Annotated in this window: 26 protein-coding genes, 1 tRNA gene and 1 other RNA gene; 24 read left to right on the top strand and 4 right to left on the bottom strand. The window is 67.8% G+C overall.

Features of this window, described 5'->3' with window-relative positions; translation table 11 throughout:
• The first annotated feature begins 190 nt into the window (after positions 1–190).
• On the top strand, positions 191–1,090 hold the full coding sequence (locus AB0M35_RS17110; RefSeq protein ID WP_363746308.1) for a hypothetical protein: 900 nt from the start codon (positions 191–193) through the stop codon (positions 1,088–1,090).
• A 671-nt stretch (positions 1,091–1,761) separates the two neighbouring features.
• On the opposite strand, the gene AB0M35_RS17115 is transcribed toward AB0M35_RS17110, so the two are convergent.
• The 3 genes from AB0M35_RS17115 to AB0M35_RS17125 all read right to left on the bottom strand — a co-directional run bounded on the left by AB0M35_RS17115 (position 1,762) and on the right by AB0M35_RS17125 (position 3,829).
• The gene (locus AB0M35_RS17115) at positions 1,762–2,307 is read right to left on the bottom strand and encodes a cysteine hydrolase (protein WP_363746310.1); all 546 of its coding nucleotides are present in this window, start codon (positions 2,305–2,307) and stop codon (positions 1,762–1,764) included.
• Between the two features lie 5 nt (positions 2,308–2,312).
• Entirely contained in the window at positions 2,313–3,479 is a 1,167-nt protein-coding gene (locus AB0M35_RS17120; RefSeq protein WP_363746312.1) for a hypothetical protein, read from the bottom strand.
• Between the two features lie 128 nt (positions 3,480–3,607).
• Positions 3,608–3,829 carry a transcriptional regulator gene (locus tag AB0M35_RS17125; RefSeq protein ID WP_146017628.1) on the bottom strand — a complete coding sequence of 74 codons (222 nt, stop codon included), beginning with the start codon at positions 3,827–3,829 and terminating at the stop codon, positions 3,608–3,610.
• Positions 3,830–4,387: 558 nt separating this feature from the next.
• Here AB0M35_RS17125 and AB0M35_RS17130 point away from each other — a divergent pair.
• The 14 genes from AB0M35_RS17130 (at position 4,388) to AB0M35_RS17195 (ending at position 14,268) form a co-directional block, all read left to right on the top strand.
• Complete coding sequence (locus AB0M35_RS17130) at positions 4,388–4,636, top strand: DUF6284 family protein (RefSeq protein WP_363746314.1); 249 nt, start codon at positions 4,388–4,390, stop codon at positions 4,634–4,636.
• On the top strand, positions 4,636–5,010 hold the full coding sequence (locus AB0M35_RS17135; RefSeq protein ID WP_363746316.1) for an RRQRL motif-containing zinc-binding protein: 375 nt from the start codon (positions 4,636–4,638) through the stop codon (positions 5,008–5,010). Before AB0M35_RS17130 ends, AB0M35_RS17135 begins: the two co-directional genes overlap by 1 nt.
• 26 nt (positions 5,011–5,036) lie before the next feature.
• Positions 5,037–5,351: a hypothetical protein gene (locus AB0M35_RS17140; RefSeq protein ID WP_363746707.1), complete on the top strand. Its 315-nt coding sequence runs from the start codon at positions 5,037–5,039 to the stop codon at positions 5,349–5,351.
• Complete coding sequence (locus tag AB0M35_RS17145) at positions 5,351–6,226, top strand: ABC transporter permease (RefSeq protein ID WP_363746318.1); 876 nt, start codon at positions 5,351–5,353, stop codon at positions 6,224–6,226. The genes AB0M35_RS17140 and AB0M35_RS17145 overlap by 1 nt, the downstream gene beginning before the upstream one ends.
• 90 nt (positions 6,227–6,316) lie before the next feature.
• Entirely contained in the window at positions 6,317–6,748 is a 432-nt protein-coding gene (locus tag AB0M35_RS17150) for a DUF3307 domain-containing protein (protein WP_363746319.1), read from the top strand.
• Between the two features lie 40 nt (positions 6,749–6,788).
• Positions 6,789–7,001, top strand: coding sequence for a hypothetical protein (locus tag AB0M35_RS17155; protein ID WP_327038802.1), 213 nt, complete (start codon positions 6,789–6,791; stop codon positions 6,999–7,001).
• A gap of 95 nt (positions 7,002–7,096) precedes the next feature.
• Positions 7,097–9,301 carry a cell division protein FtsK gene (locus AB0M35_RS17160; protein WP_363746321.1) on the top strand — a complete coding sequence of 735 codons (2,205 nt, stop codon included), beginning with the start codon at positions 7,097–7,099 and terminating at the stop codon, positions 9,299–9,301.
• A gap of 141 nt (positions 9,302–9,442) precedes the next feature.
• Positions 9,443–9,691, top strand: coding sequence for a hypothetical protein (locus AB0M35_RS17165; RefSeq protein ID WP_363746323.1), 249 nt, complete (start codon positions 9,443–9,445; stop codon positions 9,689–9,691).
• Positions 9,688–9,972: a hypothetical protein gene (locus tag AB0M35_RS17170; protein ID WP_363746325.1), complete on the top strand. Its 285-nt coding sequence runs from the start codon at positions 9,688–9,690 to the stop codon at positions 9,970–9,972. Before AB0M35_RS17165 ends, AB0M35_RS17170 begins: the two co-directional genes overlap by 4 nt.
• 4 nt (positions 9,973–9,976) lie before the next feature.
• Positions 9,977–10,195, top strand: a complete 219-nt coding sequence (locus tag AB0M35_RS17175; protein ID WP_363746327.1) for a hypothetical protein — start codon at positions 9,977–9,979, stop codon at positions 10,193–10,195.
• Between the two features lie 92 nt (positions 10,196–10,287).
• On the top strand, positions 10,288–11,193 hold the full coding sequence (locus AB0M35_RS17180; RefSeq protein ID WP_363746329.1) for a bifunctional DNA primase/polymerase: 906 nt from the start codon (positions 10,288–10,290) through the stop codon (positions 11,191–11,193).
• Entirely contained in the window at positions 11,190–12,491 is a 1,302-nt protein-coding gene (locus AB0M35_RS17185) for a DUF3631 domain-containing protein (RefSeq protein WP_363746331.1), read from the top strand. Before AB0M35_RS17180 ends, AB0M35_RS17185 begins: the two co-directional genes overlap by 4 nt.
• A gap of 206 nt (positions 12,492–12,697) precedes the next feature.
• The gene (locus tag AB0M35_RS17190; protein WP_363746333.1) at positions 12,698–12,985 is read left to right on the top strand and encodes a helix-turn-helix domain-containing protein; all 288 of its coding nucleotides are present in this window, start codon (positions 12,698–12,700) and stop codon (positions 12,983–12,985) included.
• A gap of 17 nt (positions 12,986–13,002) precedes the next feature.
• Positions 13,003–14,268, top strand: coding sequence for a site-specific integrase (locus AB0M35_RS17195; RefSeq protein ID WP_363746335.1), 1,266 nt, complete (start codon positions 13,003–13,005; stop codon positions 14,266–14,268).
• An 89-nt stretch (positions 14,269–14,357) separates the two neighbouring features.
• Here the strand turns inward: AB0M35_RS17195 and AB0M35_RS17200 are convergent.
• Positions 14,358–14,442: transfer RNA gene (locus AB0M35_RS17200), tRNA-Ser, on the bottom strand.
• A gap of 81 nt (positions 14,443–14,523) precedes the next feature.
• On the opposite strand from AB0M35_RS17200, the gene ffs reads away from it, so the two are divergent.
• The 9 genes from ffs (at position 14,524) to AB0M35_RS17245 (ending at position 24,833) form a co-directional block, all read left to right on the top strand.
• An RNA gene (gene ffs, locus AB0M35_RS17205) (signal recognition particle sRNA small type) lies at positions 14,524–14,613 on the top strand.
• A gap of 172 nt (positions 14,614–14,785) precedes the next feature.
• Positions 14,786–17,479 (top strand): DNA polymerase III subunit gamma and tau, encoded by a 2,694-nt coding sequence (locus AB0M35_RS17210; protein ID WP_363746337.1) that lies wholly within the window; start codon positions 14,786–14,788, stop codon positions 17,477–17,479.
• Between the two features lie 217 nt (positions 17,480–17,696).
• Positions 17,697–18,005 carry a YbaB/EbfC family nucleoid-associated protein gene (locus AB0M35_RS17215; RefSeq protein WP_363746708.1) on the top strand — a complete coding sequence of 103 codons (309 nt, stop codon included), beginning with the start codon at positions 17,697–17,699 and terminating at the stop codon, positions 18,003–18,005.
• Positions 18,006–18,013: 8 nt separating this feature from the next.
• Positions 18,014–18,607 carry a recombination mediator RecR gene (recR, locus tag AB0M35_RS17220; RefSeq protein WP_363746339.1) on the top strand — a complete coding sequence of 198 codons (594 nt, stop codon included), beginning with the start codon at positions 18,014–18,016 and terminating at the stop codon, positions 18,605–18,607.
• Between the two features lie 302 nt (positions 18,608–18,909).
• Positions 18,910–20,574, top strand: a complete 1,665-nt coding sequence (locus AB0M35_RS17225) for an ABC transporter substrate-binding protein (protein ID WP_363746340.1) — start codon at positions 18,910–18,912, stop codon at positions 20,572–20,574.
• A gap of 78 nt (positions 20,575–20,652) precedes the next feature.
• The gene (locus tag AB0M35_RS17230) at positions 20,653–21,657 is read left to right on the top strand and encodes an ABC transporter permease (RefSeq protein WP_363746342.1); all 1,005 of its coding nucleotides are present in this window, start codon (positions 20,653–20,655) and stop codon (positions 21,655–21,657) included.
• Positions 21,654–22,622 (top strand): ABC transporter permease, encoded by a 969-nt coding sequence (locus tag AB0M35_RS17235; RefSeq protein WP_363746344.1) that lies wholly within the window; start codon positions 21,654–21,656, stop codon positions 22,620–22,622. The genes AB0M35_RS17230 and AB0M35_RS17235 overlap by 4 nt, the downstream gene beginning before the upstream one ends.
• 4 nt (positions 22,623–22,626) lie before the next feature.
• Complete coding sequence (locus tag AB0M35_RS17240) at positions 22,627–23,739, top strand: ABC transporter ATP-binding protein (RefSeq protein WP_363746346.1); 1,113 nt, start codon at positions 22,627–22,629, stop codon at positions 23,737–23,739.
• Positions 23,736–24,833 carry an oligopeptide/dipeptide ABC transporter ATP-binding protein gene (locus AB0M35_RS17245; RefSeq protein ID WP_363746348.1) on the top strand — a complete coding sequence of 366 codons (1,098 nt, stop codon included), beginning with the start codon at positions 23,736–23,738 and terminating at the stop codon, positions 24,831–24,833. The genes AB0M35_RS17240 and AB0M35_RS17245 overlap by 4 nt, the downstream gene beginning before the upstream one ends.
• The last annotated feature ends 43 nt before the right edge of the window (positions 24,834–24,876 follow it).

Below are 24,876 nucleotides of genomic sequence, written 5' to 3' on the forward strand. Positions count from 1 at the left end.
CCAACTACGTTCGCCACGCGCGGCCGTACAACTCTGGTTCGTCGGCAAGTAGACAGCACGCCATCTTCAATCGCCATATTTACGTACAAAGCACACATAAGCGTAGTTGTCTAGCGCTGATCGGCTTGACATCGGGAACCATTAAAGCGAGTGTGTTTGGCGCACGTGCGACGTGAGTCAGGGGGGAAGAGTGGTAATCCAACGGCGAAAGAAGCTGGTTTCCTTCTTCGAGGTGCGGGATGCGTACGGAGACCCACTCACCGAGATTGTCGACTGGCAGGATGTCCTTGCAGAAGTGGCTGCTGCATCGCTTAAGCGTCGGGAACAAAGCATAAAGCAGGTTATCCACTGGGCTCAGGTATATCCGCACGACGGTGCATATCATCTTGTGTTCGCACGTGCGAGAGACGAGGCGGTATCGTCATTGGATAGAGATACCGGGGAGATCCTCGATACCGAAGCGGACACCAACAAGCCGTGGGTAGAGGTTTCTGTAGCCAGTTTTTTGCCGGAAACAAATAGGTTTGGGTATGTGCTCGGGACGGGGGCATCACCAAGGTCCTCGACCCTCGCTGCTTGGTTGAATCGTTTCGGGGCGTTTGAAGAAGAAATTTCCATCGGGCCGGTGCTTAGCAAGGATGTCATAAGCAAGATTAACGGGGCTGCTGAGGCTAGCCTGGTGCGGGCGAAATTTGATTCCCATAATGCCACGACAGCGGATGGCTCCTCCCTCTTCGGTGCGAAGCACGCCCTACAAGATAGCTTTGGGGATGTGGAGGTTGAGCTCGTTGTAAGAGTAAAGGGCAGGATTTCAGGACGACGCGAGGATGAGCGCCGTAGGGTTGCCGCTGCCGCACAAGATCTGATTGGTAAAGACTTCAAGCGTGCAGTAGCTCAGATCGTCAACTATGACGATGAAGGAAATCCTCATCGAGAGGATGTTGACTTCCTAAACAATAGAATTACAAAGAAAAAGTATATTGACGTGACAGACGAGGAAGGCCGATCGGTCCGAATCAAGTCGGCCGTACAAGCCATCAATCAGGCGGCAGATGCGATGAAGGCCGACTTGTACGACCTGGATCGCTGACGAGGCTGTCGTACCCTGCCGCTACGCTTCACTCGGGCGCAGAGGGGTGATGGCGAATGACCGCAGAAATTAGGGTTCAGCCAAGTCGGCGACGTCTGCTGTGGGCGGCCCTCCGCCATCCGGGGGGGCTATGGTCAGATCATCCTAATATTGATCTGTTCCTTTGCCTCTTGCTCGTCGGAGGTCACGCATTCATCGTTTATGGGCTCGGCCACGGAAACGTCTTGCATTGGGCTGACCAGGGTCAAAGGCTGGCTATTTACTCGGCGGGGGCTGGCGTCATGGCGTTGATTGCAGGGTTCGCGGGTACTGCGATAGCGGCGTACGGCAGCTCATCTGGTCCGGTCGTCACTGACCTTCGGGCTAAACATGGTGCGAAGATCAGAATGAATTGCCGTAACCTGACAAGGTATCTACTCGCTGGGGCCGTACTATGCATTGTTGCAATGGCTGTTGATGCCAAGGAAACACCACGCGGCTCGCAATGGATATTCGAGACGGCCCTTGCAATCGCAGTCCTCAAGTTTTGGCGACTGTCCTTCCTGTTCGACCTTATCCTAATGGCGGTTGACTCGCCGGCCGAGAACCCTCAACCCAAGAGGACGCTCACGAGGCGACGTCGGGCAGAAGGAGAATCCGAATATCGTGCTAGTTGACGGCAGTTGCTAAAGTCAGAGTCCAAGGAGTTTTCTAGGGATCTCCCCTTGCGTAATTACCTGCCCGGGGCCAATAAAGCGTCGAGCAACCAGTAGCCCCGCCTCGTGTGCTTCAGGGCCGGCGTGGCTGGCAGAAGCATCGCAGATGAGCCATGGCGTGACGCCATGCTCGAATGCGTCTACGGCACCCTTGAGTACACAACTTTCAGTCGCAATACCGCAGAAGTAGAAATCGGTCCAACGCTGACGTGCGAAGATCTTCACGCCGTCGCTCGTGAACGGGCTATAGATATTCTTGTCAAGAACTATGCTTTGGCCGATGAGTGGCTGTAGCTGAGGGATGATGTCTGTCTCAGGTGCGGACTGAAGCCGGCTCCAGCCAAAAAAGCGCTCGAAAGGGCTTCCGGGGTAGTTCAAGTACCGGGTGAAAAGAATATCGCCGCCAGCCCTTTTCCAATTAGAAACAAGGTTGACGATGGTCGGCACGATGTGCACCGATTTTTCTCGGACGAATCCGTTCTGCATGTCGGTGACCACCAGCACTGGGCGTTCAATCGTCATTAAGCTTAACCTCGATCCGTATCACGGAGGGTTTCGATGGCTTGGTCTAGGGCTGGCATTAGGTCACATGTCCGTAGGATTGCTCGGCGCATTGCTTGATGTTGTCCGGTCTCCCGTAGGCGGGAAACAGTGAGTCGGGAGCGCACTCCCCGGAGGTAGCGCCATCCATGTTCCGGCGGCACCTGTGGGTCTCGCCCCTGCTCGACTTGACGGGCGATCGCGTCGCTGTATGCCCACATGGATTGGATTGCAAGCTCGCACGAGATTACCTCGGACTCGGTTAGGGAACGCTCGGCAGAGATCGGGTGGTACACGACTCCGGACCATGAGGCGTAGCCCACAGAGATTCCCGGTACGCCGAATGATTCGATGCCTGTGTGATCGTACGATTCGGCTAGCAACGACTGCTCGACCAGTTCGGCATGCGCCAAGTGTTCGTCATCCATCGGCCGATCGCGGTGCAACAACACCTTCGGCGTCGACATGATGCGCAGCGCAGTTCCTAGTAGCTCTGCTGGCCACGCTGGCTCAACAACCCAGTGAGCACCAAGGACGTACACCGCAGACTCATTCTCAACCGGCGCGACGGGCGCGAGGTAATCGATAGCCCAATTGATGTTGTCGCCATACGAGGCGACCCGCCAGGCGGCTAGCGCCGCGATCGTGGACAGCTGCACAGGCTCGACAAGGTGGAAGACCACCGACCCGCACGGCCAGACGTACAGGGTGCAGCCGCCTTCCGGGTGCTCGACTGGTGCCGAGTAGCAGGTGTGCCACTGTCCTGCGGCCGGCGTGCAGCCGGCGCTCTCCCGCAACCGGGCGGCCCCCTCAGCGCCGACGAACGCCGTCACGAACTTGTGAGATCGTGCCGTGAAGTGCGGACGGTCCTCGGCGTTGCCGGTCAGTTCGCCGAACAGGTCGTGGGGCTTTGCGTCGTACGCCAGGCAGTAGAGCTGCCGGTAGATCGGGTCGGTGACCGCTACGCGCCCGGTCTCGTGGCGGTACATCGCCTTTTCGATGGCCTCGACCGTGGGCGTCTCTCGGATGCCGCGCTGTTGGCCGACGCGGTGCAGCTCTCGCGCGGCGCGCTTGCGCGACTCCCAGCCGGCCGCCTTTCGGCGGTTGACCAGCACAAGATTGGGCTTGAACTGCCGAGGCACCTCAGTGGACATAGGCCGTGTCCTTCGTGTCCGTGCGTAGGAGATGCCCAAATCGACGCCGGCCGGGCAGTCTCATTGGCAGGCGAGCAAGGTGCCGCCGCAGACGGGAGCCGAGGACAGGAGGCACCAGATGGTCCGACCTAGCCGGTGGTGCCTTTACGCGGCCTCTCGGCCTGCCACTTCCGGATGGTGTCGGGCTGCCACGCCGGGGACCGGCCGAACATCCGGTCAGGCGCGGGAGCCTGCCCGCGTGAGACGTAAGAAGCCCAGGTTGCGCGACTGATCGGGGCACCTACCGAGGCGAGGTAGGTGCGTACGTGGTCCGTCGTCCACCAGTCGGCGGGCAGGTCAGCGTCAGTCATCAGTACAAGCCTACGTGGTACAGGTGCTTGCGTGGATACAACGTGGCGTTGTAGCGTCACGAATACAACGCCACGTTGTATCCCGTCAGTTGGGGTCCGGGGAAGGCAGTGCGTAACAGCACTGCGCGCCTACGTCCCGCTGTGCGGTCGTTCATTGAGAACTTCAGAGCAGAAGCGCCGCGTTTGATCTGGCTTGCGGTATTCCCGCCTTGAGTCACACGGTGACCGACCTCGGTAGATCCCGAGCGAGCGGGCCGAGCGGGCCGGATCTTGGCGCGCGGACCGTCTTCTGCCTCTCTGCACCTGTCCCGGGGTGGGTTGTCGCGCTGATAGCGCGCGGCCTCACCCCGGGCTTTCCCGTCTTGATCCCTGCATATGGAGGTGAGCCGTCATGACCGTGAGCGTCTTCGCTGCCGTTCGAGTGACCACCCGCAACAGCGCCGTGTGGCGTACCTGCAACCGGTGCGAACGGCTCGCCCCGCTGGCACCCGACGAGCGTTACTGCCGGTCCTGCCCGCCGGCCGCACGCTCCCGCCGATCCGGAAGGAACCGATCGAAGTGATCACCAACCTCCCCGCCGTCACCGCCGAGCCGACCGCCGCCGACCTGGCCGCGATCGACACCGAGTGGCCGATGATCGCCGCCCAGTTGGACGTGCTCGACGCGCAGATCACGCTGATCTACGCCGAGGACCACGGCGGCCCTTCGCCGCTGGACTGGCGGCGGCTGCGCCGGGCCGAGGCCCGCGTGACCCGCGCCGCCGCCGACCTGGCCGACCGCACCACCGGCGCGCAGCGCGCGGCCTGATGTCCCGTATTCGTGCCGCCTACTACGACCCGGACGGGTCGAAGTACGGGATCCCTACCTACTGGTGGCGCGGCGCACCTGCCGGCTACGCCACCCGCCGCCAACTACGCGCCGCCGGCCTACGTCCCGGTGGCCAACCGGTCGCCGCCCAAATCCTGTGGCGCGGTGTCGGTGGTACCCGCACCGCCTACCTGTACCGGGTCGACCTGGCCCGGCCGAAGCGCACCGCCACCCCCGCCCAGCTGCGCGCCATCGACGCCGCGTTGACGGCCCGCCGGACCTGCCGCGTCTGCGGCACGGTGCGCCCGTACTGCATCCCGCGTTCGCTCGGCGAGTGCGTCGACTGCGCTTACCCCGAAGGAGAGTCCGCGTGAACACCCGTAAGAGCCGACGCGCTGTGATGGCCGAACTGATCCTGCTGGCCAACCCGACCGGCATCCGCGTCCGGGGTGACGGCACCTCCCTGGACATCGACTTTGACAGCATCGCCGAGTTGCGCGCCTGGTTGCACCTGGCCGGGCTGGACATCCCCGACGTACTCATCAGCAAGGAGTACGAGGGCACCAACGCCGAGGGTCGCCCGTACCGGTCGCTGAACGCCTACCCGACGTGGCACGGCTGGGAAATCTTCGCTCACGCCGTGGAGTACACCGACAACGGTGCGACCCTCGACACGTCGACCGCCGATCAGCTCGCCGCGCTGGCGGTGGCCTGATGACCGCTCCCACGATCAACGGCACCCGCTACCCGCAACCCGTCGAGAAGCTGTTGCCCGCCGCCCGCGCCCTGGACCTGCCGGATGGGCAGGAGTATCCGTCGCGTAACCGGTTGATGCGGGAGTTCCGCATCGGTGCGCCGAAGGCCGATGAGCTGTTGGCCCGGCTCAAGTCCGAGCACGCCGAGCGGACCCGCACAGACACGCTGCGCTCGGCCATGGCCGTCCGGGGTGCGGTGCTGGCACCCGACACCGGCACCGGTAGCCCGGTGGTGCCTCGGTGGGACTACGCCGAGCCGATCGGCCCGGACCCGGCACCAGTACCCGCCGTACCCGAGCACACGCCACCGCCCGCCGAGCCGCCGACGATCGCACCCGCCGAGCCGCTGGCCGAGGCCAGCACGGTCGGTCACCCGGACACGCCCACCCCGCCGGCCACCGGCAAGCCGGCCCGCCCGGCGGTGGTGTGGCCGGTCATCCTGCTGGCGTTGCCGGCGTTCGTGGCGATCTGGTCCGGGTGGGTCGGACTCGGCGGACTCACCGGGTTCGGCGTGGTGCACCCGCTGCCCGGTATCGCGGACGGGTTCGCCATCAACACCGCGATCACCCTGCCGATCGGCGTCGAAACCTACGGCGCTTACGCCCTCTACGTGTGGCTGTCCGGCCGCGTACCCGACCGCGCACGACGGTTCGCCAAGTGGTCGGCCATCGCCTCACTGCTCGTCGGCGCGCTCGGCCAGGTCGCCTATCACCTGCTCGTCGCCGCCGGAGTGCAGGTCGCCCCGTGGTGGATCACCACCGCCGTCGCCTGCCTGCCGGTGGCGGTGCTCGGCATGGGCGCCGCGCTGGCGCACCTCGTTCGCTCGCACGACTAGCTACGCCCGGCAGCGCAGCCCGGTTCCTAGGCCAAGAGCTGCGCTGCCGGCCTCACCCCGCAACCCTCACGGACCTTGGGAGAGACATCCATGCTCGCAGACCCGACCGGCGCGCACGCCGCCGCGTTCGCTGCCGTGTTCGCCGCCCTCTACGCCGCTCACCAGGTGGCCGATCACTGGATTCAGACCCAGCATCAGGCCGACTGCAAGGGACAGCCGGGCTGGGCAGGCCGTCTCGCGTGTGCCGCGCACGTGGCCACCTACACGGCTACGGCGGTGCTGGCGTTGGTGTTCCTGATCGCCGGCACCGGACTCCGCCTCGACCCCTCCGGGGTGGCGGTCGGTCTCGGTATCTCCGCCGTGACGCACTACATCGCCGACCGACGCACCCCGCTGCGGTGGATCGCCGACCGGCTCCGTAAGTCCCCGGCCTGGCTGGACAAGGCGGGCGGCATGTACGCCCTCGATCAGTCCTGGCACGTCGGGTGGCTGTTCATCGCCGCCCTGTTCTGCGCGGTCTGACCGCTCCCACCCCACCACCGGCCCTGGAAGGAAACCACCTGTGGCGATCTCGTCCTGCGACCAGTGCGGCAAGGGCTTCCGCAGCGTCTCCATCGACGACACCGGAACCCTGGCCATCTGCACCGCCGGCCACTACAACTTCGACCCCACCACGACCAGCACCAGCAGTGTGCAGACCGGCGCGGTGCAGGTGAACGGCCAGTCCGCGATCGGCAACGGCGCAATCGCGATCGGCCGCCGCAAGCGGCGCTGACCCCACCCGGCGGCACGGCCCACCGGCCTCGCAAACCACGGGCCGTGCCGCCGGCCCCCTACCGATCCGACAGACCCGTTGGAGGAACCCCCATCATGACTGCCCCCGATGACGACCGTTTCGACTGGCACGCCGCCGAAGCCGACCTCACCACCGGCCCGGATGCCGAGGTAGTCGACCTCGACGACGCCCGCGCCCGTCGCGCACCCCGCCCGCGCCCACCGGCCGACCCCGACACCGACACCGACGACGCCGAGGATGCGGAGACGGTAGACGCGGGACCAGAGCGGGTCGGCGGGCCGGTGGACATGGCCGACGACATCCCCGCCGAGGTGGTGGCCCGGCAACAGCAGCGTCGGCCGATCCTGGCCGAGTGGGCACGTTCCGGCCGTGCGCTGCGCGCCGCCGTGAAGCACCAGAGCAAGGACGCTGGTTACGTGGTCGCGTACCACGGTGTGCGGTTGCCGAAGTACGCGGTGAAAGCCTTGGCGTGGGCTCCGATCGGTGCGGTCCGCAGCATCGGCCAGGCCCTGCGCTGGGCCGCCGCTGAGGAAGGGAACTGGCATCTACGGCAAGCCGCCGCCTCGCGCGGTGACGCCGATACCTGGTTGAAGCTGGACGCGCGCCGTCAGCGTCAGTCGGTGTGGCGGTGGTGGGTGCTCGCGGCCGGAACCGCGGGCACCGGTACCGGCGTCATCGTCCTCGCGGCCGGGCCATCGTGGTGGTCGGCGGTGGCCGGGGCGGTGGTGGTGCCGTGGTTGGCGACCCGTGGGCGTCCGGCGGACCGGCCGATCACGGACCGGGTGACCGAAGGCACCCGCTACCGGAAGCTGACCGCCGACCTGGTGCGTCGGGCGCTGACCTCGTTGCAGATGCCCGCGATCAATTCGGCGGTGGCCAAGGATCCGAAGGCCATCAGCTTCCCGGTGGACATCCACCGCGACGGCCCTGGCCACCTGGCCGTGGTCGATCTGCCCTACGGGGTGGAAGCCGCCGAGGTGGTCGCCCGGCGCGGCAAGCTCGCCTCAGCGATGCGCCTGCCGCTGGATCAGGTGTGGCCCGAACCCGCCCCCGGCCACACCGGTCGACTCGCGTTGTGGGTGGGCTACGAACCGGCGTCGCAGATGAAGCAACCCGCCTGGCCGCTGCTCAACGCCGGGGTGAAGGTGGATGTGTTCAAGCCGTTCCCGTTCGCCACCACGCCCCGCCTCGACGTGGTGAGCGTGGATCTGATGTTCCGCAACTTCCTGTTCGGTGGTCAGCCGGGTTCGGGGAAGACGTTCGCGTTGCGGGATCTGATCCTGGCCGCCGCCCTCGACCCCCGCGCCGAGATCCGGGGCTACGAGTTGAAGGGCGTCGGGGACTTCGCCGTGTTGGAACCGGTCATGGCCGAGTACGGCAACGGCTTCGACGACGACACCCTCGCCCGCTGCTTCGCCTTCATCGAGTGGCTGTACGAGGAGTGCCGCCGCCGCTCCAAGCGCATCGAGCACTACGCCCGACTCGGGAAGGCACCGGAGAACAAGGTCACCCCCGAACTGGCATCGCTCAAAGAGTCCGGGCTTCACCCCCTGGTGGCGTGGTTCGATGAGCTGCAAGAGCTGATGACCAGCAAGTACGGCAAAGACGCCGGAGAACTGCTGGAGAAGGTCATCAAGCTCGGCCGGGCGCTCGGTGTGATCATCCTGATCGGCACGCAGATCCCCGACAAGGACAGCTTGCCCACCGGCATCACCCGCAACGTCAACTCCCGCTTCTGCCTCAGCGTCGCTGACCAGACCGCGAACGACATGATCCTCGGGACGTCGGCGTACAAGAACGGCTACCGGGCCACCGTGTTCCAACCGGTCATCGAAGCCGGATGGGGCATCCTGCGCGGCTTCGGCCCCAAGGCGTCGGCGGTCCGCTCCTTCTACGTCGACACCACCGCCGCCGCCCGCATCGTCACCCGCGCCGTGACGCTGCGACAGACCGCCGGGACGCTGCCGGCCCCGGACGAACAGACCCGGCAGGTGGCCCCGGTGGCCGACGTGCTCGGCGACCTCGCCCGCGTGTGGCCGGGCGATGAGAAGTCGGCATGGAACGAAACCCTGTGCGGTCTGCTCGCCGAACTGCGACCCGACGTCTACGGCGGATGGGAAGCCGCGCAACTCACCACCGCACTCAAACCCCACCCGCTGATCAAGGTCGCCGACGTGGGCCGCCGCATTGACGGCAAGTCGGTCACCCGGCGCGGTATCAAGCACACCGATCTTCTTGCCGCGATTGCGGAGCGTGACCGCAAGCGGTCCGCCGGCTAACCGCCGCCAGGGTGCTAGCGCTAGCGGCCCCTGCTGCTAGCGCTAGCACCCCCGCTAGCACCCAAACCGAATCATGAGCTGCCCTCTAGCGGATAGCAGCTCACAGCCCCACACGCCCCGAAACCGGCCCTGGAGGCTGCCGTGGACCCCCTGACCATCGCCGCTATCACCCTCACCACCATCCCCACCGCCGTCACGCTCGGTTACGGCGTCCTGTGCTGGGTCGCGCCGTTCAAGACCTGCAAGCGGTGCGTCGGCACCGGCCAGACCACCACCCGATTCCTGCGCCGGCCGCGTGCCTGCCGCCGCTGCGACCGGGGCATGAGACTGCGCACCGGACGGCGCGTCTACAACGTGGTTCACCGGCTACGCGCTGAGGCACACCGATGAACCGCCGGACCGGTCACACCGACTGGTGCGGCCGGGACCACCGCTGCAACCTCAACGAACACCGCTCCCCCGAAATCGTGGTCGACATCCCCGGCCACGCCCGCGCCGTTCTAGTGCGGGTGCGGACTGCCGCCGGCCGCGACCACGCCGAGGTACGCATCCGGGTCGCCCTCGCCCCCACCGAACTGGCCGCCCGCCGCCAGTTGGTCGGGTTGCTCGGCGACCTGCGCCAGGCCGTGACCCGCGCCGCGATCACCGCCCGTCCCCGGCCGAGGTGGTGAACCGGTGGCGCGGTGGCTTGCCGCGAGCGCGGCACTCGGCCGACCGGTGACCGACGCCGAGCCGTATCCCCACATCTGCGGACGGCGGATCAACGGCACCGACACCCGCAGCGGCCGTCCCGTCTACCTGCAACGGCGCGACTGTGCCGCGTGCGCGCAGGAACGCCACCAGCGCCGCCCACCCCGGCTGCCGCAGTCGGGTGCGCTGCCGCTGGCCGCATGACCTAATCGGCGCGCTTCGCGCTCTCACTACCCGGTGGCCAACACCCGCGCGGCCCCGGCTCTCGACCGCCGCACCGGAAAGGAGTTCCCGCTATGCCCGACCCTGCCCGGCTAGTCACCGCCGCGCTGACCTACGCCGATCGAGGGTGGCCGGTGTTCATGCTCGGCCGCACCAAACGGCCCGTCGCCAACTGCCCCGCCTGCCCGAAAGCCGACGAAGACCCGACCCACGATCAGCAACGGTGCCCGTGCCTCACCTGCCACGGCTTCTACGCCGCCACCACCAACCCAGACCGGGTGGCCGCGATCGTGGCCGCCGTCCCCAACGGACAGCTAGCGCTGCGCACCGGTGCCGCGTCGGGAACCGTCGTCATCGACATCGACCCCGCCCACGATGGCCGTACCACCATGACCGACCTCATCGGCCGGAGACTTCTGCCGCCGACCGCGTACGTGGTCACCGGCTCCGGTGGGTGGCACCTGTACTACCGGCACCCCGGCCGCCGAGTGCCGTGCAGCCAGGGCAAGCCGGGACAAGGACTCGGCCCCGGGGTCGACGTGAAAGCCGATGGCGGCTACGTCGTGCTGCCACCGTCGGTGCACCCGCGTACCGGACGCCCGTACCGATGGGCGACCGGCAGGGACACGCAGGTAGGGGAGATGCCCCCCGCCCTGCTCACGGCCTGCCTACCGCCGCCGGCACCACCCGTGGCGACCGTGACCGGCCCGACGCGCGTACGTGAGGCGGGGGGCATCTCCCATCCCGACCGCCTCCTAGCCGTGCTGCTCGACCGCGTGACCGCCGCCCCCGAAGGGGTCCGCCGCACCACCCTCTACGGCGTCGCCCGAGGCGTGGCCCGGATGGTCACCGCCGGAGCCATCGACTACGCCGACGCGATCGCCGCTCTCACCGACGCCGGCCGCCGCGCAGAGCAAACCGACCGCGATATCCGGGCCGCCATCCGTGGCGGCTTCCGAGCCGAAGGAGTCGCCGCATGACTACCAGCGAACAAATCGACGGCGCGGCCATCCTGGACACCCTCCATGCCGCCCTGACCCGGTACGTGATCCTGCCGTCCGCCGAGGCGATCGACGCCGTGGCGCTGTGGATCGCCGCAACCCACGCCCAACCCGCATGGGCGCACGCGCCCCGCCTCGTGATTCGGGCGCCGGAAAAGCGGTGCGGGAAAAGCCGGCTGCTGGACGTGGTGGAAGGGTGCTGCCACAACCCGCTGATCACCGTCAACGCCTCACCGGCCGCCGTCTATCGGGCCATCGGCACCGACAACCCGCCGACGCTGCTCGTCGACGAGGCGGACACCATCTTTGGTGGGAAGAACGCCGACGCGAACGAAGACCTACGCGGTCTGCTCAACGCTGGTCACCAACGCAACCGGCCCGCGATCCGGTGGGACGCCGGAACGCAGCGATTGGAGAAGATCCCCACCTTCGCCATGGCGGCACTGGCCGGTATCGGGGCGATGCCCGACACCATCGAAGACCGGGCCGTCGTCGTCCGGATGCGCCGCCGCGCCCCCGGCGAAACCGTTGCTCCCTACCGGCACCGCCGTGACGGACCCGCGCTGCGCGCGATCGCGCAACGGCTCACCGTGTGGCTTGGCGCGAACCTCGCCGCGCTCGAAGCCGCGGAACCGCCCATGCCGGTCGAAGACCGTGCCGCCGACACCTGGGAACCCCTCGTGGCCGTCGCCGACCTGGCCGGCGGCACCTGGCCGGCACGCGCCCGGCACGCCGTCACCACCCTCACCGCCGAGGCCGACGAAGCAGGCAACGTCTCCACCCGCGTGCGACTCCTGGCCGACGTGCGGACTGCGTTCACCGTGCTCGGCGACCCACCCGCCGCATCCACACACGACCTACTCGCCGCGCTCAACGGCGACGACGAAGCACCCTGGGCAGCATTCGGGCCAACCGGCCTCACCGGCAAACGACTCGGCGACCTGCTCCGCGAATTCGGCATCACCTCGACCACCATCCGCTTCCCCGTCGGACAGGCCAAGGGCTACACCCGAGAAGCCTTCACCGACGCATGGAACCGGTACTGCCCCGCCCCATCCGTACCATCCGTCCCACCCTCATTTCCGCAGGTCATCCCCGGTACGGATTACCCACCTGGTACGGATCGATCCGTACCACCAACCCCACCCAGCCGTGGCCCTGGTACGGATCAATCCGTACCAGCACACCAATCCGTACCGCACCTGACCAGGCAAAACGAGCTTGGTACGGATGGTACGGATACCCCCCGGCGACACGTCACCCACCGCCGACCCTGACCGGACCACCCCTGCCCCGACCGTCGGCCACCGGCCCACCAAAACGGCCCGCTGAGAGCCACACAGACGCAACCGCCCTACGCCTTACACCAGGACACCCGAAATCTTGCGTCTACGGCGCTCTCAGCGGGCCGTTCTGCGCCCTTCTATGGCGATAGATCCCTATACCCCCATAACTGACCGCAAGCGACCGGAAGGCACCCACCGTGCGAATCAGGCTGCACGGCACGCCTGCTGAAACAGCCGCAGCACTCAACGGCACCCCGAGGGAGGGCACCCCACCGATGACCACCCCCGACAACCGCGTGGTTTTGACCATCGAGCAAGCCGCAGAGCGACTCGGCATCGGCCGTACCACGATGTACGCCCTGATCAAGACGGGTCAGATTCGCACCGTCACCATCGGCCGCCTGCGCCGAGTGCCCACCTTCTGCCTTGACGAGTACGTGCAGAACCTCCTGTCCAACCCGACCCAACTCGACCACGCCGCCTGACGAAAGGAGCCCGACGAGTGGGAAGAAAGCCGAACGGCGCATCCAGCATCTACAAGGGCGGTGACGGCTACTGGCACGGCCGGGTAACCGTCGGCGTCAAGGACGATGGCAAGCCGGACCGGCGGCACGTTCAGGCAAAAACCGAAGCCGAGGTAATCCGCAAGGTTCGTGCCCTGGAACGGGAGCGCGACAACGGCACGGTTCGGAAGCCGGGTAGCCGCTGGACGGTCGAGAAGTGGCTAACGCACTGGGTCGAGAACATCGCCGGCCCGGTGGTGCGGACGAACACCCTTGACGGCTACCGGGTCGCCGTTCGTCGGCATCTGATTCCCGGTGTCGGTGCCCACCGCCTTGACCGCCTGGAGCCGGAACACCTGGAGCGGCTGTACGTCCGGATGATGGCCAACGGCAGCGCGGCCGGCACCGCCCACCAGGCGCACCGAACCATCCGCACGGCACTCGGTGAGGCGGTCCGTCGTGGGCACCTCGCCCGGAACCCTGCCGCGCTGGCCAAGCCGCCCCGCCTGCCGGATTCCGAGGTGCAGCCGTACTCCGTTCCGGAGGTGCAGGCGATCCTGCGTGCGGCATCGTCGCGGCGGAACAGCGCGCGATGGGCGGTGGCGCTGGCGCTCGGTCTGCGCCAGGGCGAAGCGCTCGGCCTGAAATGGTCGGACGTGGATTTGGACAACGGATCGTTGACCGTCCGCCGGGCACTGCTTCGGCCGAAATGGCGGCACGGCTGCGACGGGAAGTGCGAACAGAAGTTGCCCGGTCAATGTCCTGAGCGGGTGAACGAACGCCCGGTTGCAGCTGACACGAAATCGCGTGCTGGTCGACGCTCAATCGGTCTGCCGGATGCGCTGGTCGACCTGCTGCGGCGGCACCGGAAAGAACAGGACGCCGAGCGCGAAACCGCCGCGCAACTCTGGCGGGACGAAGGATGGGTATTTGCCTCGCCGACCGGCGAGGCGATCCACCAGGCGACGGATTACGACGAGTGGAAACGGCTCCTCAAGCTCGCCGGAGTGCGGGATGGCCGACTGCACGACGCTCGGCATACCGCCGCTACCGTGCTCCTGGTCCTCGGCGTCTCCGGCCGCGCCGTGATGGGCATCATGGGCTGGTCTAACTCAGCGATGGCCGTCCGGTACCAGCACATGACCGACCAGGTACGCCGGGACATCGCGCAGCAACTCGGCGGACTGCTCTGGGGAGACCCACCGAGCGGGCCGGGGGAGAAGGCCACCGAGCCGCCGCCCGACGAGCCGGAACAGGGCAAGTGAGACGACAACTGAGACGAGAGCGACCGTAGGTACGACTCAGGGCCGGTCCCTTCGGGGGCCGGCCCTGTCGTTTTTCCAGCTCTGACGAGCGGAGGATACGAGATTCGAACTCGTGAGGGTGTGAACCCAACACGCTTTCCAAGCGTGCGCCCTAGGCCTCTAGGCGAATCCTCCGCGAGCCAGGATACAGGTCCCCGAGACGTTGCCCACCCCACCACCCCCTGAAGATCGACGACGGGTCGGGTAGGCTGGAGCCACCTCCCGTGCGGCGGTATCTCGTGAACCTCCCCAGGGCCGGAAGGCAGCAAGGATAAGCGAGCTCTGCCGGGTGCACGGGGGGCCTTTTCGTCTCAAGGCCCCATGATCGACGCCGTTTCGGCGGTATGGGGTGTCCCGAGCCTGTCGATGCCGCCACATCGGCGTAACGGAGTCGATCACAGGTGAGTGCCCGGCGGGGTGGGTGGTCAGTCGGGCGCGGGCGGCGGAGAATGGCGCGGTCGAGAGGAGGCGGGACGCCATGGCACTGGCGCTCTACCGCAAGTACCGGCCGCGTACCTTCGCCGAGGTCATCGGGCAGGAGCACGTCACCGAGCCGCTGTCGCAGGCGCTGCGTAGCGGGCGGCTCAACCATGCGTACCTCTTCTCCGGGCCGCGAGGCTGCGGCAAGACCTCCAGCGCCCGGATCCTGGCCCGCTCACTGAACTGTGAGCACGGTCCCACCCCGGAGCCGTGCGGGGTCTGCGCGTCGTGCCGCTCGCTGGGCAGTGACGGGGCTGGCTCGATCGACGTCATCGAGATCGACGCGGCCAGCCACGGTGGTGTGGATGATGCCCGTGAGCTGCGGGAGAAGGCGTTCTTCGCGCCGGCCAGCAGCCGTTTCAAGATCTATGTCATCGACGAAGCGCACATGGTTTCGTCGGCCGGCTTCAACGCCCTGCTCAAGCTGGTCGAGGAGCCTCCGGAGTACGTCAAGTTCATCTTCGCCACCACCGAGCCGGAGAAGGTCCTCGGCACGATCAAGTCGCGGACCCATCACTACCCGTTCCGGCTGATCCCGCCGAAGGTGCTGCGGCCCTACCTGGAGCAGCTCTGCCAGGCCGAGGGCGTCGAGGTCGAGCCGGCGGTGTTCCCGCTGGTCGTGCGGGCCGGTGGGGGCAGCGCCCGGGACAGTCTCTCCGTACTCGACCAGCTCATCGCCGGTGCCGGCCCGGACGGCGTCACGTACGCTCGCGCCGCCGCGCTGCTCGGCGTCACCGACGCGGCGCTGATCGACGAGATGTGCGACGCCCTGGCCGCCGGGGACGGCGCCGCCGCGTACGCCACCGTCGACCGGGTCGCCGAGGCCGGGCACGACCCGCGTCGGTTCGCCTCGGATCTGCTGGAACGCCTGCGTGACCTGATCGTGCTCCAGCAGGTGCCGGACGCCGCCGCCAAGGGCCTGATCGACGGCCCGGCCGACCAGATCGAGCGGATGACCGCCCAGGCCCAGCGGCTCGGCCCCGCCACGCTGTCCCGCTGCGCCGACATCGTGCACAACGGCCTGGTGGAGATGCGCGGCACCACCGCGCCCCGGCTGCTGCTGGAGCTGATCTGCGCCCGGATGCTGCTGCCCAGCGCCGACGATTCCACCGGCGGCCTGCTCCAGCGTCTTGAACGCATGGAACGCCGGCTCACCCTCGCCGGCACCGACGCCCTGCCGGCCGCCGCCGACTCCGCGCCGGCCACCACCACCCCGGCGGTACGCACCCAGCCTTCCGCCCCGCCCGCGGCTGCCGCCGCGCCTCAGGCCGCGACCGCCGCTGCCGCGCCGGCTACCACCGACGGTGGCGGGGCGGCCCAGGTCGGCAGTGGCGCTGCCTCGGGTGCCGTCAACGGTGGCGGGGCGACCCAGGCTGGCAGCGGCGATGCCGGGTCGGCTGCCGGCCACGGCTCGGCCGGTGGTGTCGCTACGGGCGATGCTGCCGCGTCGGCCACCCCACGGCGGCAGGTGCCCCCTTCGGCGGTCATGCCCGACCCGGTCACTCCCGAGCCGCCCCGCCCCGGCGCGGTGGCTCCCGGCGTGCTCGACGCGGTCGCGGTGCGCCGGGCCTGGCCGGAGGTGGTCGGAAAGGTGAACCGGAGCAACAAGAAGATCGCGGCGCTGATGCGTGACGCGGTGGTCCGCGACCTCGACGGCGACACCCTCGTGCTGACCGTGAAGTCGGCCGTGCTGGCCCGGATGATGTCCGACCACGCGCAGGTGCTCACCGACGCGCTCTACGAGGAGTTGGGCGGGCGCTGGCAGATCCGGTTCGAGGTGGCTGGCGAGCGGAGCGGGATGTCACCGGGCAACCCGCGCGCCACGGTCCCCGCACCGTCTCGTTCGCCGTCCGCCGCGCCGCCGAACGGCACCACGTTGTCGGTGTCTTTACCACCGGTGGCTGCGGCACAGTCGGCCGGTGGCGGGGCATCGTCGGCCGGTGACGCGGGTGCCTCCGGCGGGCGTCCCGGATCGGCCGGGGGAGCGGCGGGGGACGACGAGGGCTGGCCCGAGCCGGCCCGTCCCGGCGGCTCCGCCCCCAGCGCCGCTGCGGTGGGCGACGCGGAGAACGACTGGCCGGAGGCGGCGCGCCCGGGTGGCAGCTCCGGGAACGGTGCTGCGGACTCCGGCACTTCCGCGAACGGCGCCTCCAGCAGGGCCCGGTCGGTCGAGGCGGACCCTGGCCGGGCGCGTGCGGTCGAGGCAACTGCCGGCGGGGTGCCGCCGGTCGGGTCGACTTCCGGTGGGGCGGCTCCGGCGAGTGCGCGGGTGGCCGCTGGGACTGCGGCTGCGGTCGCGGCGAGCGGCTCGGCAGCGGGGGCGAAGGCAGCCCGGTCGGACGTACCGGCCAACGGCAGCACCAGAGGCGCTCCGGCGAGCAGCGCGATCGCGGCGGCCCGTGCGGCGGCGGCCGGACGGGGGACGCGTACGGTCCAGGCGGCCCGGCAGACCGCGGACGCCGAGTTCGCCGGTGAGCCGCCGTACGATCCGGATTTCGACGGGCCGGTACGCGGCGGTGGCGCCCAGTCGGCGCCGACGGCCTCCTACGAGGGGTTCGATCCGGGCGACGAGCCGCTGGACGAGATCATCGACGAGAAGACCGCCCGTGAGTCGAGCGAGGAACAGGCGGTACGCCTGCTCCGCGAGGCATTCGCCGCCACCGAGAAGATCAGCGAAGTCGACACCCGCTGACCCCGCGCCACCCACCCACCCACCTAGTCGCCGATCTTGCACTTCCTGTCGGGGCGAATGCCTCATCCGGGACAATCCGGCGACCAGAAGTGCAAGATCGGCGGGCTGGGGCGGCGGAGGCGCGTGGTGGTGGGGTGGGGGTGTTGGGCCGTTAGGGTGGGCCTGGTTACGTAGCCGAGTTGAGGGAGCCGTCGTGCGGCCTGGTGGACAGCCGAACATGCAGCAGATGCTGAAGCAGGCGCAGAAGATGCAGCAGCAGATCGCCAAGGCGCAGGCCGAGTTGGCCGAGGCCGAGGTGTCCGGCACTGCCGGTGGTGGTCTGGTCACCGCGACGGTCTCCGGTGCCGGCGAGATCAAGAGCATCAAGATTGATCCGAAGGCGGTCGACCCAGAGGACGTGGAGACCCTGGAGGACCTGGTCGTCGCGGCGCTGCACAACGCCAGCGAGGCGGCCCGCCAGTTGACCGAGCAGAAGATGGGCCCGGTGGCGGGCGGGATGGGCGGCCTCGGCCTGCCCGGGTTCTGAGCCCGCAGATGTACGAGGGTGCCATCCAGGACCTGATCGACGAGCTGGGTCGGCTGCCGGGCGTTGGTCCGAAGAGTGCTCAGCGGATCGCCTTCTACGTGCTGTCCGCGGATCCGGCCGACGTCAACCGGCTGGCGGGCGCGTTGCGCAAGGTCAAGGAGTTGGTGCGGTTCTGCACCAGTTGCTACAACGTCGCCGAGTCCGACCAGTGCCGGATCTGCCGCGACCCGCGCCGCAGCGACGAGGTGATCTGTGTCGTCGAGGAGCCGAAGGATGTCGTGGCGATCGAGCGGACCGGTGAGTTCCGGGGGCGATACCACGTGCTCGGCGGGGCGATCAATCCGCTGGAGGGCATCGGTCCGGACAATCTGCGGATCCGGGAGTTGATGGCCCGCCTCGGTAGCGGCACGGTCCGTGAGCTGATCCTGGCCACCGATCCGAACACCGAGGGCGAGGCGACCGCCACGTACCTCGCGTTGATGGTCAAGCCGATGGGGATCTCGGTGACCCGGCTGGCCAGTGGCCTGCCGGTCGGCGGCGACCTGGAGTACGCCGACGAGATCACGCTGGGTCGCGCTTTCGAGGGGCGGCGGGCGGTTTAGCGCGCAGCGTTCGAGCCGTGCCCGCGCTGTGCGGGCACGGCTTCCGCGGCCCGCCGGGTATGACACTGTCGTGATCGGACGTTCGATTGATGTAACAGAATGATATCGATTGGCGTGGGCTTATTAGGCTGTTTGCCCCATTGTCCGGTGGACGGTGTTACGGCGGCTGGTCACTAAGGACACGATCCGGTACCAAGAGCTTCCCGCGCCGTTTCCGGTCAGTCCGAACGGGAGCTAAGGTCACGGCCATCGGTGACCCTGTCACCACGTTGTCCGTACCCCCTAGGACGAGGTGAAGCACCATGCGTGCATCCAGGCCGAAGGTCGCTATCGCGGCCCTGGCGGCCGCGGCCCTCGCGGTTGCAGGCTGTGCCGAGAGCGATCGCGAAGAAGGTTCCGGCGGTAGTAAGAAGGACACCCTCGTCTTCGGCGTTGCCGGAGACCCGAAGGTGCTGGACCCCAGCCTCGCCAGCGACGGTGAATCGCTGCGCGTGGCCCGTCAGGTGTTCGAAACCCTGGTCCGCCCGGAAGAGGGTGGCACCAAGGTCAGTCCCGGTCTCGCGGAGTCCTGGGAGCCGGACGCTGCCGGCACGACCTGGACGTTCAAGCTGCGTTCCGGCGTGAAGTTCCACGACGGTGAGGAGTTCAACGCCGAGGCGGTCTGCTACAACTTCAACCGTTTGTACAACGCCAAGGGTCTGATGCAGAGCCCGGACGTGACCCCGTACTGGCAGGACATCATGGGTGGCTTCGCCGCCAATGAGCGGGACACTCTGCCGGAGAGCCTCTTCAAGTCCTGCACCGCCGTCGACCCCACCACGGTCAACCTGGCCTTCACCCGGGTCTCCAGCAAGATCCCGGCCGCCCTGATGCTGCCGTCCTTCTCCATCTCCAGCCCCAAGGCGCTGGAGCAGTACGACGCCAGCAACATCTCGGGCAGCGCGGACGACATCAAGTACCCGCCGTACGCGACCGAGCACCCGACCGGTACCGGTCCGTTCAAGTTCAAGTCCTGGGACGTTCCGAACAAGACGCTCACCCTGGAGCGTAACGAGGACTACTGGGGCGACAAGGCCAAGCTCAAGACCCTGATCTTCAAGACCATCTCGGACGAGAACGCGCGTAAGCAGGAGCTGCGTTCCGGCGGCATCCAGGGCTACGACCTGGTTGGTCCGGCCGACGTCGAGCCGCTGAAGAGCGAAGGCTTCAACCTCCTGACCCGCCCGGCCTTCAACATCCTCTACCTGGCGATCAACCAGAGTGGAAACCCGAAGCTGGCCGACCTCAAGGTCCGGCAGGCGCTCGCGCACGCGATCAACCGTCAGGCCCTGGTCGACTCGAAGCTGCCCCCGGGTGCCCAGGTCGCGGTGAACTTCTTCCCGGACACCGTCGAGGGCTGGAACGGCGACGTCACCAAGTACGAGTACGACGTCGAGAAGGCCAAGGCACTGCTGGCCGAGGCCGGCGCGTCGGATCTGACCCTGCGGTTCCACTACCCGACCGAGGTCACCCGGCCGTACATGCCGAACCCGAAGGACCTGTTCGAGCTGATCTCGGCGGATCTTCAGGCGGCCGGCATCAAGATCGAGCCGATCCCGCTCAAGTGGAGCCCGGACTACCTGAACGCCGTCACCGCCGGTGACAAGCACGACATCCACTTCCTCGGGTGGACCGGCGACTACGGCGACGCCTACAACTTCATCGGTACGTTCTTCGACCGACAGAAGGTCGAGTGGGGCTTCAACAACCCGGCCCTGTTCGAGAAGTTCAAGCAGGCTGACAGCACCGCCGACCAGGCGGCCAAGATCGCGCTCTACAAGGAGCTGAACGCCGACATCATGAACTTCCTGCCCGGTGTGCCGATCTCGCACTCGCCGCCGGCCATCGTGTTCGGCAAGGACGTGACCGGGGTCAAGGCGAGCCCGCTCACCGACGAGCGGTTCTCCACCGTCGAGTTCAAGTCCTGACCTGAAGCACCGACCGCGGGCGGACGCTGTTACCCACAGCGTCCGCCCGCGATCCTCAGCACACCCTCCGAGGCCGCCGTGTTCCGGTTCATCGTCAGACGCCTATTACAGCTGATACCCACGCTGTTCGGGCTCTCCATCCTGTTGTTCATCTGGCTCCGGCGGCTGCCCGGCGGCCCTGAGACCGCGATCCTCGGCGAGCGGGGTACGCCCGAGATGCGGGCCGCCATCCGCCAGAATCTCGGCCTCGACGAGCCGGTCCTGATCCAGTACGGCCGGTTCGTGAAGCGGATGATCCGCCTCGACCTCGGTACGTCCATCTCCACCAAGCGCGAGGTGACCACCGAGTTCCTCCAGCGCTTCCCCGGCACCGTCGAGCTGACCATCACCGCGATGGTGATCGCGATCGGCATCGGCATCCCGCTGGGCTACCTGGCCGCTCGTCGTCGTGGCCGGTTCCTCGACCACGCCTCCGTCGGCGGATCGCTGATCGGCATCTGCATCCCGGTCTTCTTCTTGGCGTACGTGCTCAAGGCGATCTTCTCGGAGAACCTTGGCTGGTTCCCGTCCAGCGGCCGGCAGGACCCGATCATCGGTGCCACTCGGATCACCAACTTCTTCGTCCTGGACGGACTGATGACCCGGGAGTGGGACGCCGCCGCCGACGCGCTCTGGCATCTGATCCTGCCGGGCATGGCGTTGGCGAGCATCCCGTTGGCGATCATCGTCCGGATCACCCGCGCCAGCGTGCTCGAGGTGCTCAACGAGGACTTCGTACGCACCGCCGAGGCCAAGGGCCTGACCGAGAACGTGGTACGCCGCCGCCATGTGCTGCGCAACGCGATGCTGCCGGTGGCCACCTCGATCGGTCTGCTCACCGGCGGTCTGCTCTCCGGCGCGGTGCTCACCGAGACGGTCTTCGCGTTCAGCGGGATCGGGGCATTTCTTGCCGACTCCATCAGCCAGCGTGACTATCCCGTCCTGATGGGCTTCATCATGATCATCTCGGTGGTCTACGTGCTGGTGAACCTGGTCGTGGACCTCTCGTACAGCCTGATCGACCCGAGGGTGAGGGTCCGATGACGATCATCAGCGGGAAGAAGCGCGAGAAGATCGACCGCCTCGCCGAACTCGCGGCCCGCGAGGAGGAGCGCGGTGTCAGCCTCTGGCAGGACGCGTTCCGCCGGCTGCGACGCAACCCCGCCGCCATCGTCGGCGCGGTCATCCTGACCATCTTCGTACTGGTCGCCGTCTTCGGGCCGTTCTTCGTGCCATACGGCCCGACGGACACCATGGGCATCCGTGAGGGTGTGGTCAAGGTTGGCCAGGGCCTGATCCCGGGCCCCTCGGCCGAGCACTGGCTCGGCTACGACCACCAGGGCCGGGACGTGTTCAGCCGGATGGTCGTCGGGGCCCGACAGACCCTGCTGGTCGGCGTGGTAGCCACCCTGATCGGTCTGGCGCTCGGCGCGCTGATCGGTGGTGTGGCCGGTGCCGCCGCCGGGCTCGGCGGCCGCTGGGGCCGCTGGGTGGACGCCGCCCTGATGCGGTTCATCGACATGCTGCTGGCGCTGCCCAGCCTGCTGCTCGCGGTGAGCATCGCCGCGCTGCTCGGGCCGAGCCTGACCACCGTCATGATCGCCGTCGGTATGGTCTCGGTGCCGGTCTTCGCCCGGCTGCTGCGCGGTTCGATGATCGCGCAGTCCAACAAGGACTACGTGCTGGCGGCCACCTCGCTCGGCGTACGCAAGTCGAAGATCGCGCTGGCCCATGTGCTGCCGAACTCGCTCGCTCCGGTCATCGTGCAGGCCACGTTGACGCTCGCCACCGCGATCATCGAGGCCGCCGCCCTGTCCTACCTCGGCCTGGGTAACCCGGACTCGTCCGTACCCGAGTGGGGCGTGATGCTGGCCGACGCACAGCCGTGGCTCGGCATCCGGCCCGCGCTGGCCATCTACCCGGCGATCGCCATCATCATCACCGCGCTGGGCTTCACCCTGCTCGGTGAGGCGATGCGTGAGGCCCTCGACCCGAAGCTGCGGAAGTAGAAAAATGGCACTACTTGAAGTGGACGACCTCTCCGTCAGCTTCTCCCGGCGGGGTCAGCGCACCGTACGCGCCGTCGACGGGGTTTCCTTCTCGGTCGACGCCGGTGAGGTGGTCGGCCTGGTCGGCGAGTCCGGCTGCGGCAAGTCGGTGACCTCGCTGGCCATCATGGGGTTGCTGCCCAAGCAGCCCGGGTTGCGGGTGGGCGGCAAGGCGGTCTTCGACGGCACCGATCTGCTCCAACTCGACGACCGGTCACGGCGGGACATCCGGGGCCGGGACGTCGCGATGATCTTCCAGGATCCGCTGTCGTCGCTGAACCCGGTCATCCCGATCGGCCTCCAGGTCACCGAGGTGTTGACCCGGCACCGCGGGATGAGGGGCGACGCGGCGGCGAAGGAAGCCGCCCAACTGCTGGACCGGGTCGGCATCCCGGATCCGAAGCGACGTCTCAAGGAATATCCGCACCAGCTCTCCGGCGGGATGCGTCAGCGCGCCCTGATCGCCATGGCGGTTGCCTGCCAGCCTCGCCTGCTGATCGCCGACGAGCCGACGACGGCGCTGGACGTCACCATCCAGGCGCAGATCCTGGAACTGCTCAAGGATCTGGTCCGAGACTCCGGCACCGCGCTGGTGATGATCACGCATGATCTCGGCGTGGTGGCCGGCATGTGCGACACGATCAACGTGTTGTACGGCGGCCGGGTGGTGGAGACCGCACGACGACGTCCGCTGTTCCGCGAGCCACGGCACCCGTACACCGTGGGGTTGCTCGGGTCGGTGCCGCGCCTGGACGCCGGACGCGGCGAGCGACTCAACCCCATTCCGGGCTCGGTACGGGATCTGCTGCCCTGGGCGGAGGGTTGCGCCTTCGCCCCGCGCTGCACCCGCCGGGTGGATGCCTGCGTGGGCCAGCCGCCGGAGTTGGTGCTGACCCATGACGGCCGCAGCTACCGTTGCGTCAACCCGGCTCCGCTGTCGGACCCGACACCCGCCGCGTCACCCGTCGATACGGCGTCACCTGTGGAAACGGCGTCGACCGTCGACACAGTGACGGCCGGTGACGCGGCCTCGGCCGGCGGCCCGGTGCCGGCGCCGCGCGAGGAGGAGAAGTCATGACCGAGAGCGACATCCTCGTCGAGGTGCGGGACCTGAAGGTGCACTTCCCGATCAAGCGGGGAGTGCTGTTCGACCGGACGGTCGGCCACGTCATGGCGGTCGACGGCGTCGACCTGCGGATCCCGCGTGGCAAGACCTACGGCCTGGTCGGCGAGTCGGGTTGCGGCAAGTCCACCCTCGGGCGGGCACTGCTCCAGCTCACCCCGCCGACCGCCGGTGAGGTCAGCTTCGACGGGGTCGAGCTGACCAAGCTCGCGCCGGGCAAACTGCGCACCATGCGCCGGCGGATGCAAATGATCTTCCAGGATCCGATGTCCAGCCTCGACCCTCGGCAGAACGTCGAGTCGATCCTGACCGAGGGCTTGCAGACGCACGGCATCGGTGACAGCCGGGAAGCCCGCCGGAAGATCATCTCGGAGACGCTGGACAAGGTCGGGCTGCCCCGCTGGGCGCTCTCCCGCTACCCGCACGAGTTCTCCGGGGGTCAGCGGCAGCGCATCGGCATCGCCCGCGCACTGGTGCTGGGTCCGGAACTGATCGTCGCCGACGAGCCGGTCTCCGCGCTGGACGTGTCGATCCAGGCCCAGGTGGTCAACCTGCTCGACGAGCTACAGGACAGCCTCGGTCTGACCTACCTGGTGATCGCGCACGACCTGGCGGTGGTCCGGCACATCTCCGACACGGTCGGCGTGATGTACCTGGGCGCACTGGTCGAGGAGGCACCCGGCGACCGGCTCTACACCGAGCCGCTGCACCCGTACACCCGGGCGCTGATGTCGGCGGTGCCGGTGCCCGACCCCGACGTGGAGGATCGCCGGGAGCGGATCCTGCTCGCCGGTGACCTGCCATCGCCGGCCAATCCGCCGAAGGGCTGCCGCTTCCACACCCGGTGCCCGTGGGCACAGCCGACCCGCTGCGCGGATGAACGTCCGGCGCTGCGCGAGATCGGCGGCAGCCGGGTCGCCTGTCACTTCGCCGAGCGGATCGCCAGCGGCGAACTCCGCCCGCACAAGGTGAGCGTGGAGATCGTTAGGCCGGGGGGCGAGGAGCCCGACGTCGTCTCCGCCCCCAGCGAACCCGGCTCCTTCGTGTAAGGAAGGGCCCCTTCTTAACGCCTCAGGCATAGGAAGGGGCCCC

This window comes from Micromonospora sp. NPDC051196, assembly GCF_040682415.1.
Classification (GTDB): domain Bacteria; phylum Actinomycetota; class Actinomycetes; order Mycobacteriales; family Micromonosporaceae; genus Micromonospora.

Bases quoted from the DNA above. Each gene is read 5' to 3' on its own strand.
- AB0M35_RS17235 (WP_363746344.1), top strand. From the start codon at position 21,654: ATGACGATCATCAGCGGGAAGAAGCGCGAGAAGATCGACCGCCTCGCC.
- AB0M35_RS17245 (WP_363746348.1), top strand. From the start codon at position 23,736: ATGACCGAGAGCGACATCCTCGTCGAGGTGCGGGACCTGAAGGTGCAC.
- AB0M35_RS17215 (WP_363746708.1), top strand. From the start codon at position 17,697: ATGCAGCAGATGCTGAAGCAGGCGCAGAAGATGCAGCAGCAGATCGCC.
- AB0M35_RS17150 (WP_363746319.1), top strand. From the start codon at position 6,317: ATGCTCGCAGACCCGACCGGCGCGCACGCCGCCGCGTTCGCTGCCGTG.
- AB0M35_RS17160 (WP_363746321.1), top strand. From the start codon at position 7,097: ATGACTGCCCCCGATGACGACCGTTTCGACTGGCACGCCGCCGAAGCC.
- AB0M35_RS17170 (WP_363746325.1), top strand. From the start codon at position 9,688: ATGAACCGCCGGACCGGTCACACCGACTGGTGCGGCCGGGACCACCGC.
- AB0M35_RS17145 (WP_363746318.1), top strand. From the start codon at position 5,351: ATGACCGCTCCCACGATCAACGGCACCCGCTACCCGCAACCCGTCGAG.
- AB0M35_RS17115 (WP_363746310.1), bottom strand. From the start codon at position 2,307: ATGACGATTGAACGCCCAGTGCTGGTGGTCACCGACATGCAGAACGGA.
- recR (WP_363746339.1), top strand. From the start codon at position 18,014: ATGTACGAGGGTGCCATCCAGGACCTGATCGACGAGCTGGGTCGGCTG.
- AB0M35_RS17125 (WP_146017628.1), bottom strand. From the start codon at position 3,829: ATGACTGACGCTGACCTGCCCGCCGACTGGTGGACGACGGACCACGTA.
- AB0M35_RS17210 (WP_363746337.1), top strand. From the start codon at position 14,786: ATGGCACTGGCGCTCTACCGCAAGTACCGGCCGCGTACCTTCGCCGAG.
- AB0M35_RS17135 (WP_363746316.1), top strand. From the start codon at position 4,636: ATGTCCCGTATTCGTGCCGCCTACTACGACCCGGACGGGTCGAAGTAC.
- AB0M35_RS17240 (WP_363746346.1), top strand. From the start codon at position 22,627: ATGGCACTACTTGAAGTGGACGACCTCTCCGTCAGCTTCTCCCGGCGG.
- AB0M35_RS17120 (WP_363746312.1), bottom strand. From the start codon at position 3,479: ATGTCCACTGAGGTGCCTCGGCAGTTCAAGCCCAATCTTGTGCTGGTC.
- AB0M35_RS17140 (WP_363746707.1), top strand. From the start codon at position 5,037: ATGGCCGAACTGATCCTGCTGGCCAACCCGACCGGCATCCGCGTCCGG.
- AB0M35_RS17180 (WP_363746329.1), top strand. From the start codon at position 10,288: ATGCCCGACCCTGCCCGGCTAGTCACCGCCGCGCTGACCTACGCCGAT.
- AB0M35_RS17185 (WP_363746331.1), top strand. From the start codon at position 11,190: ATGACTACCAGCGAACAAATCGACGGCGCGGCCATCCTGGACACCCTC.
- AB0M35_RS17225 (WP_363746340.1), top strand. From the start codon at position 18,910: ATGCGTGCATCCAGGCCGAAGGTCGCTATCGCGGCCCTGGCGGCCGCG.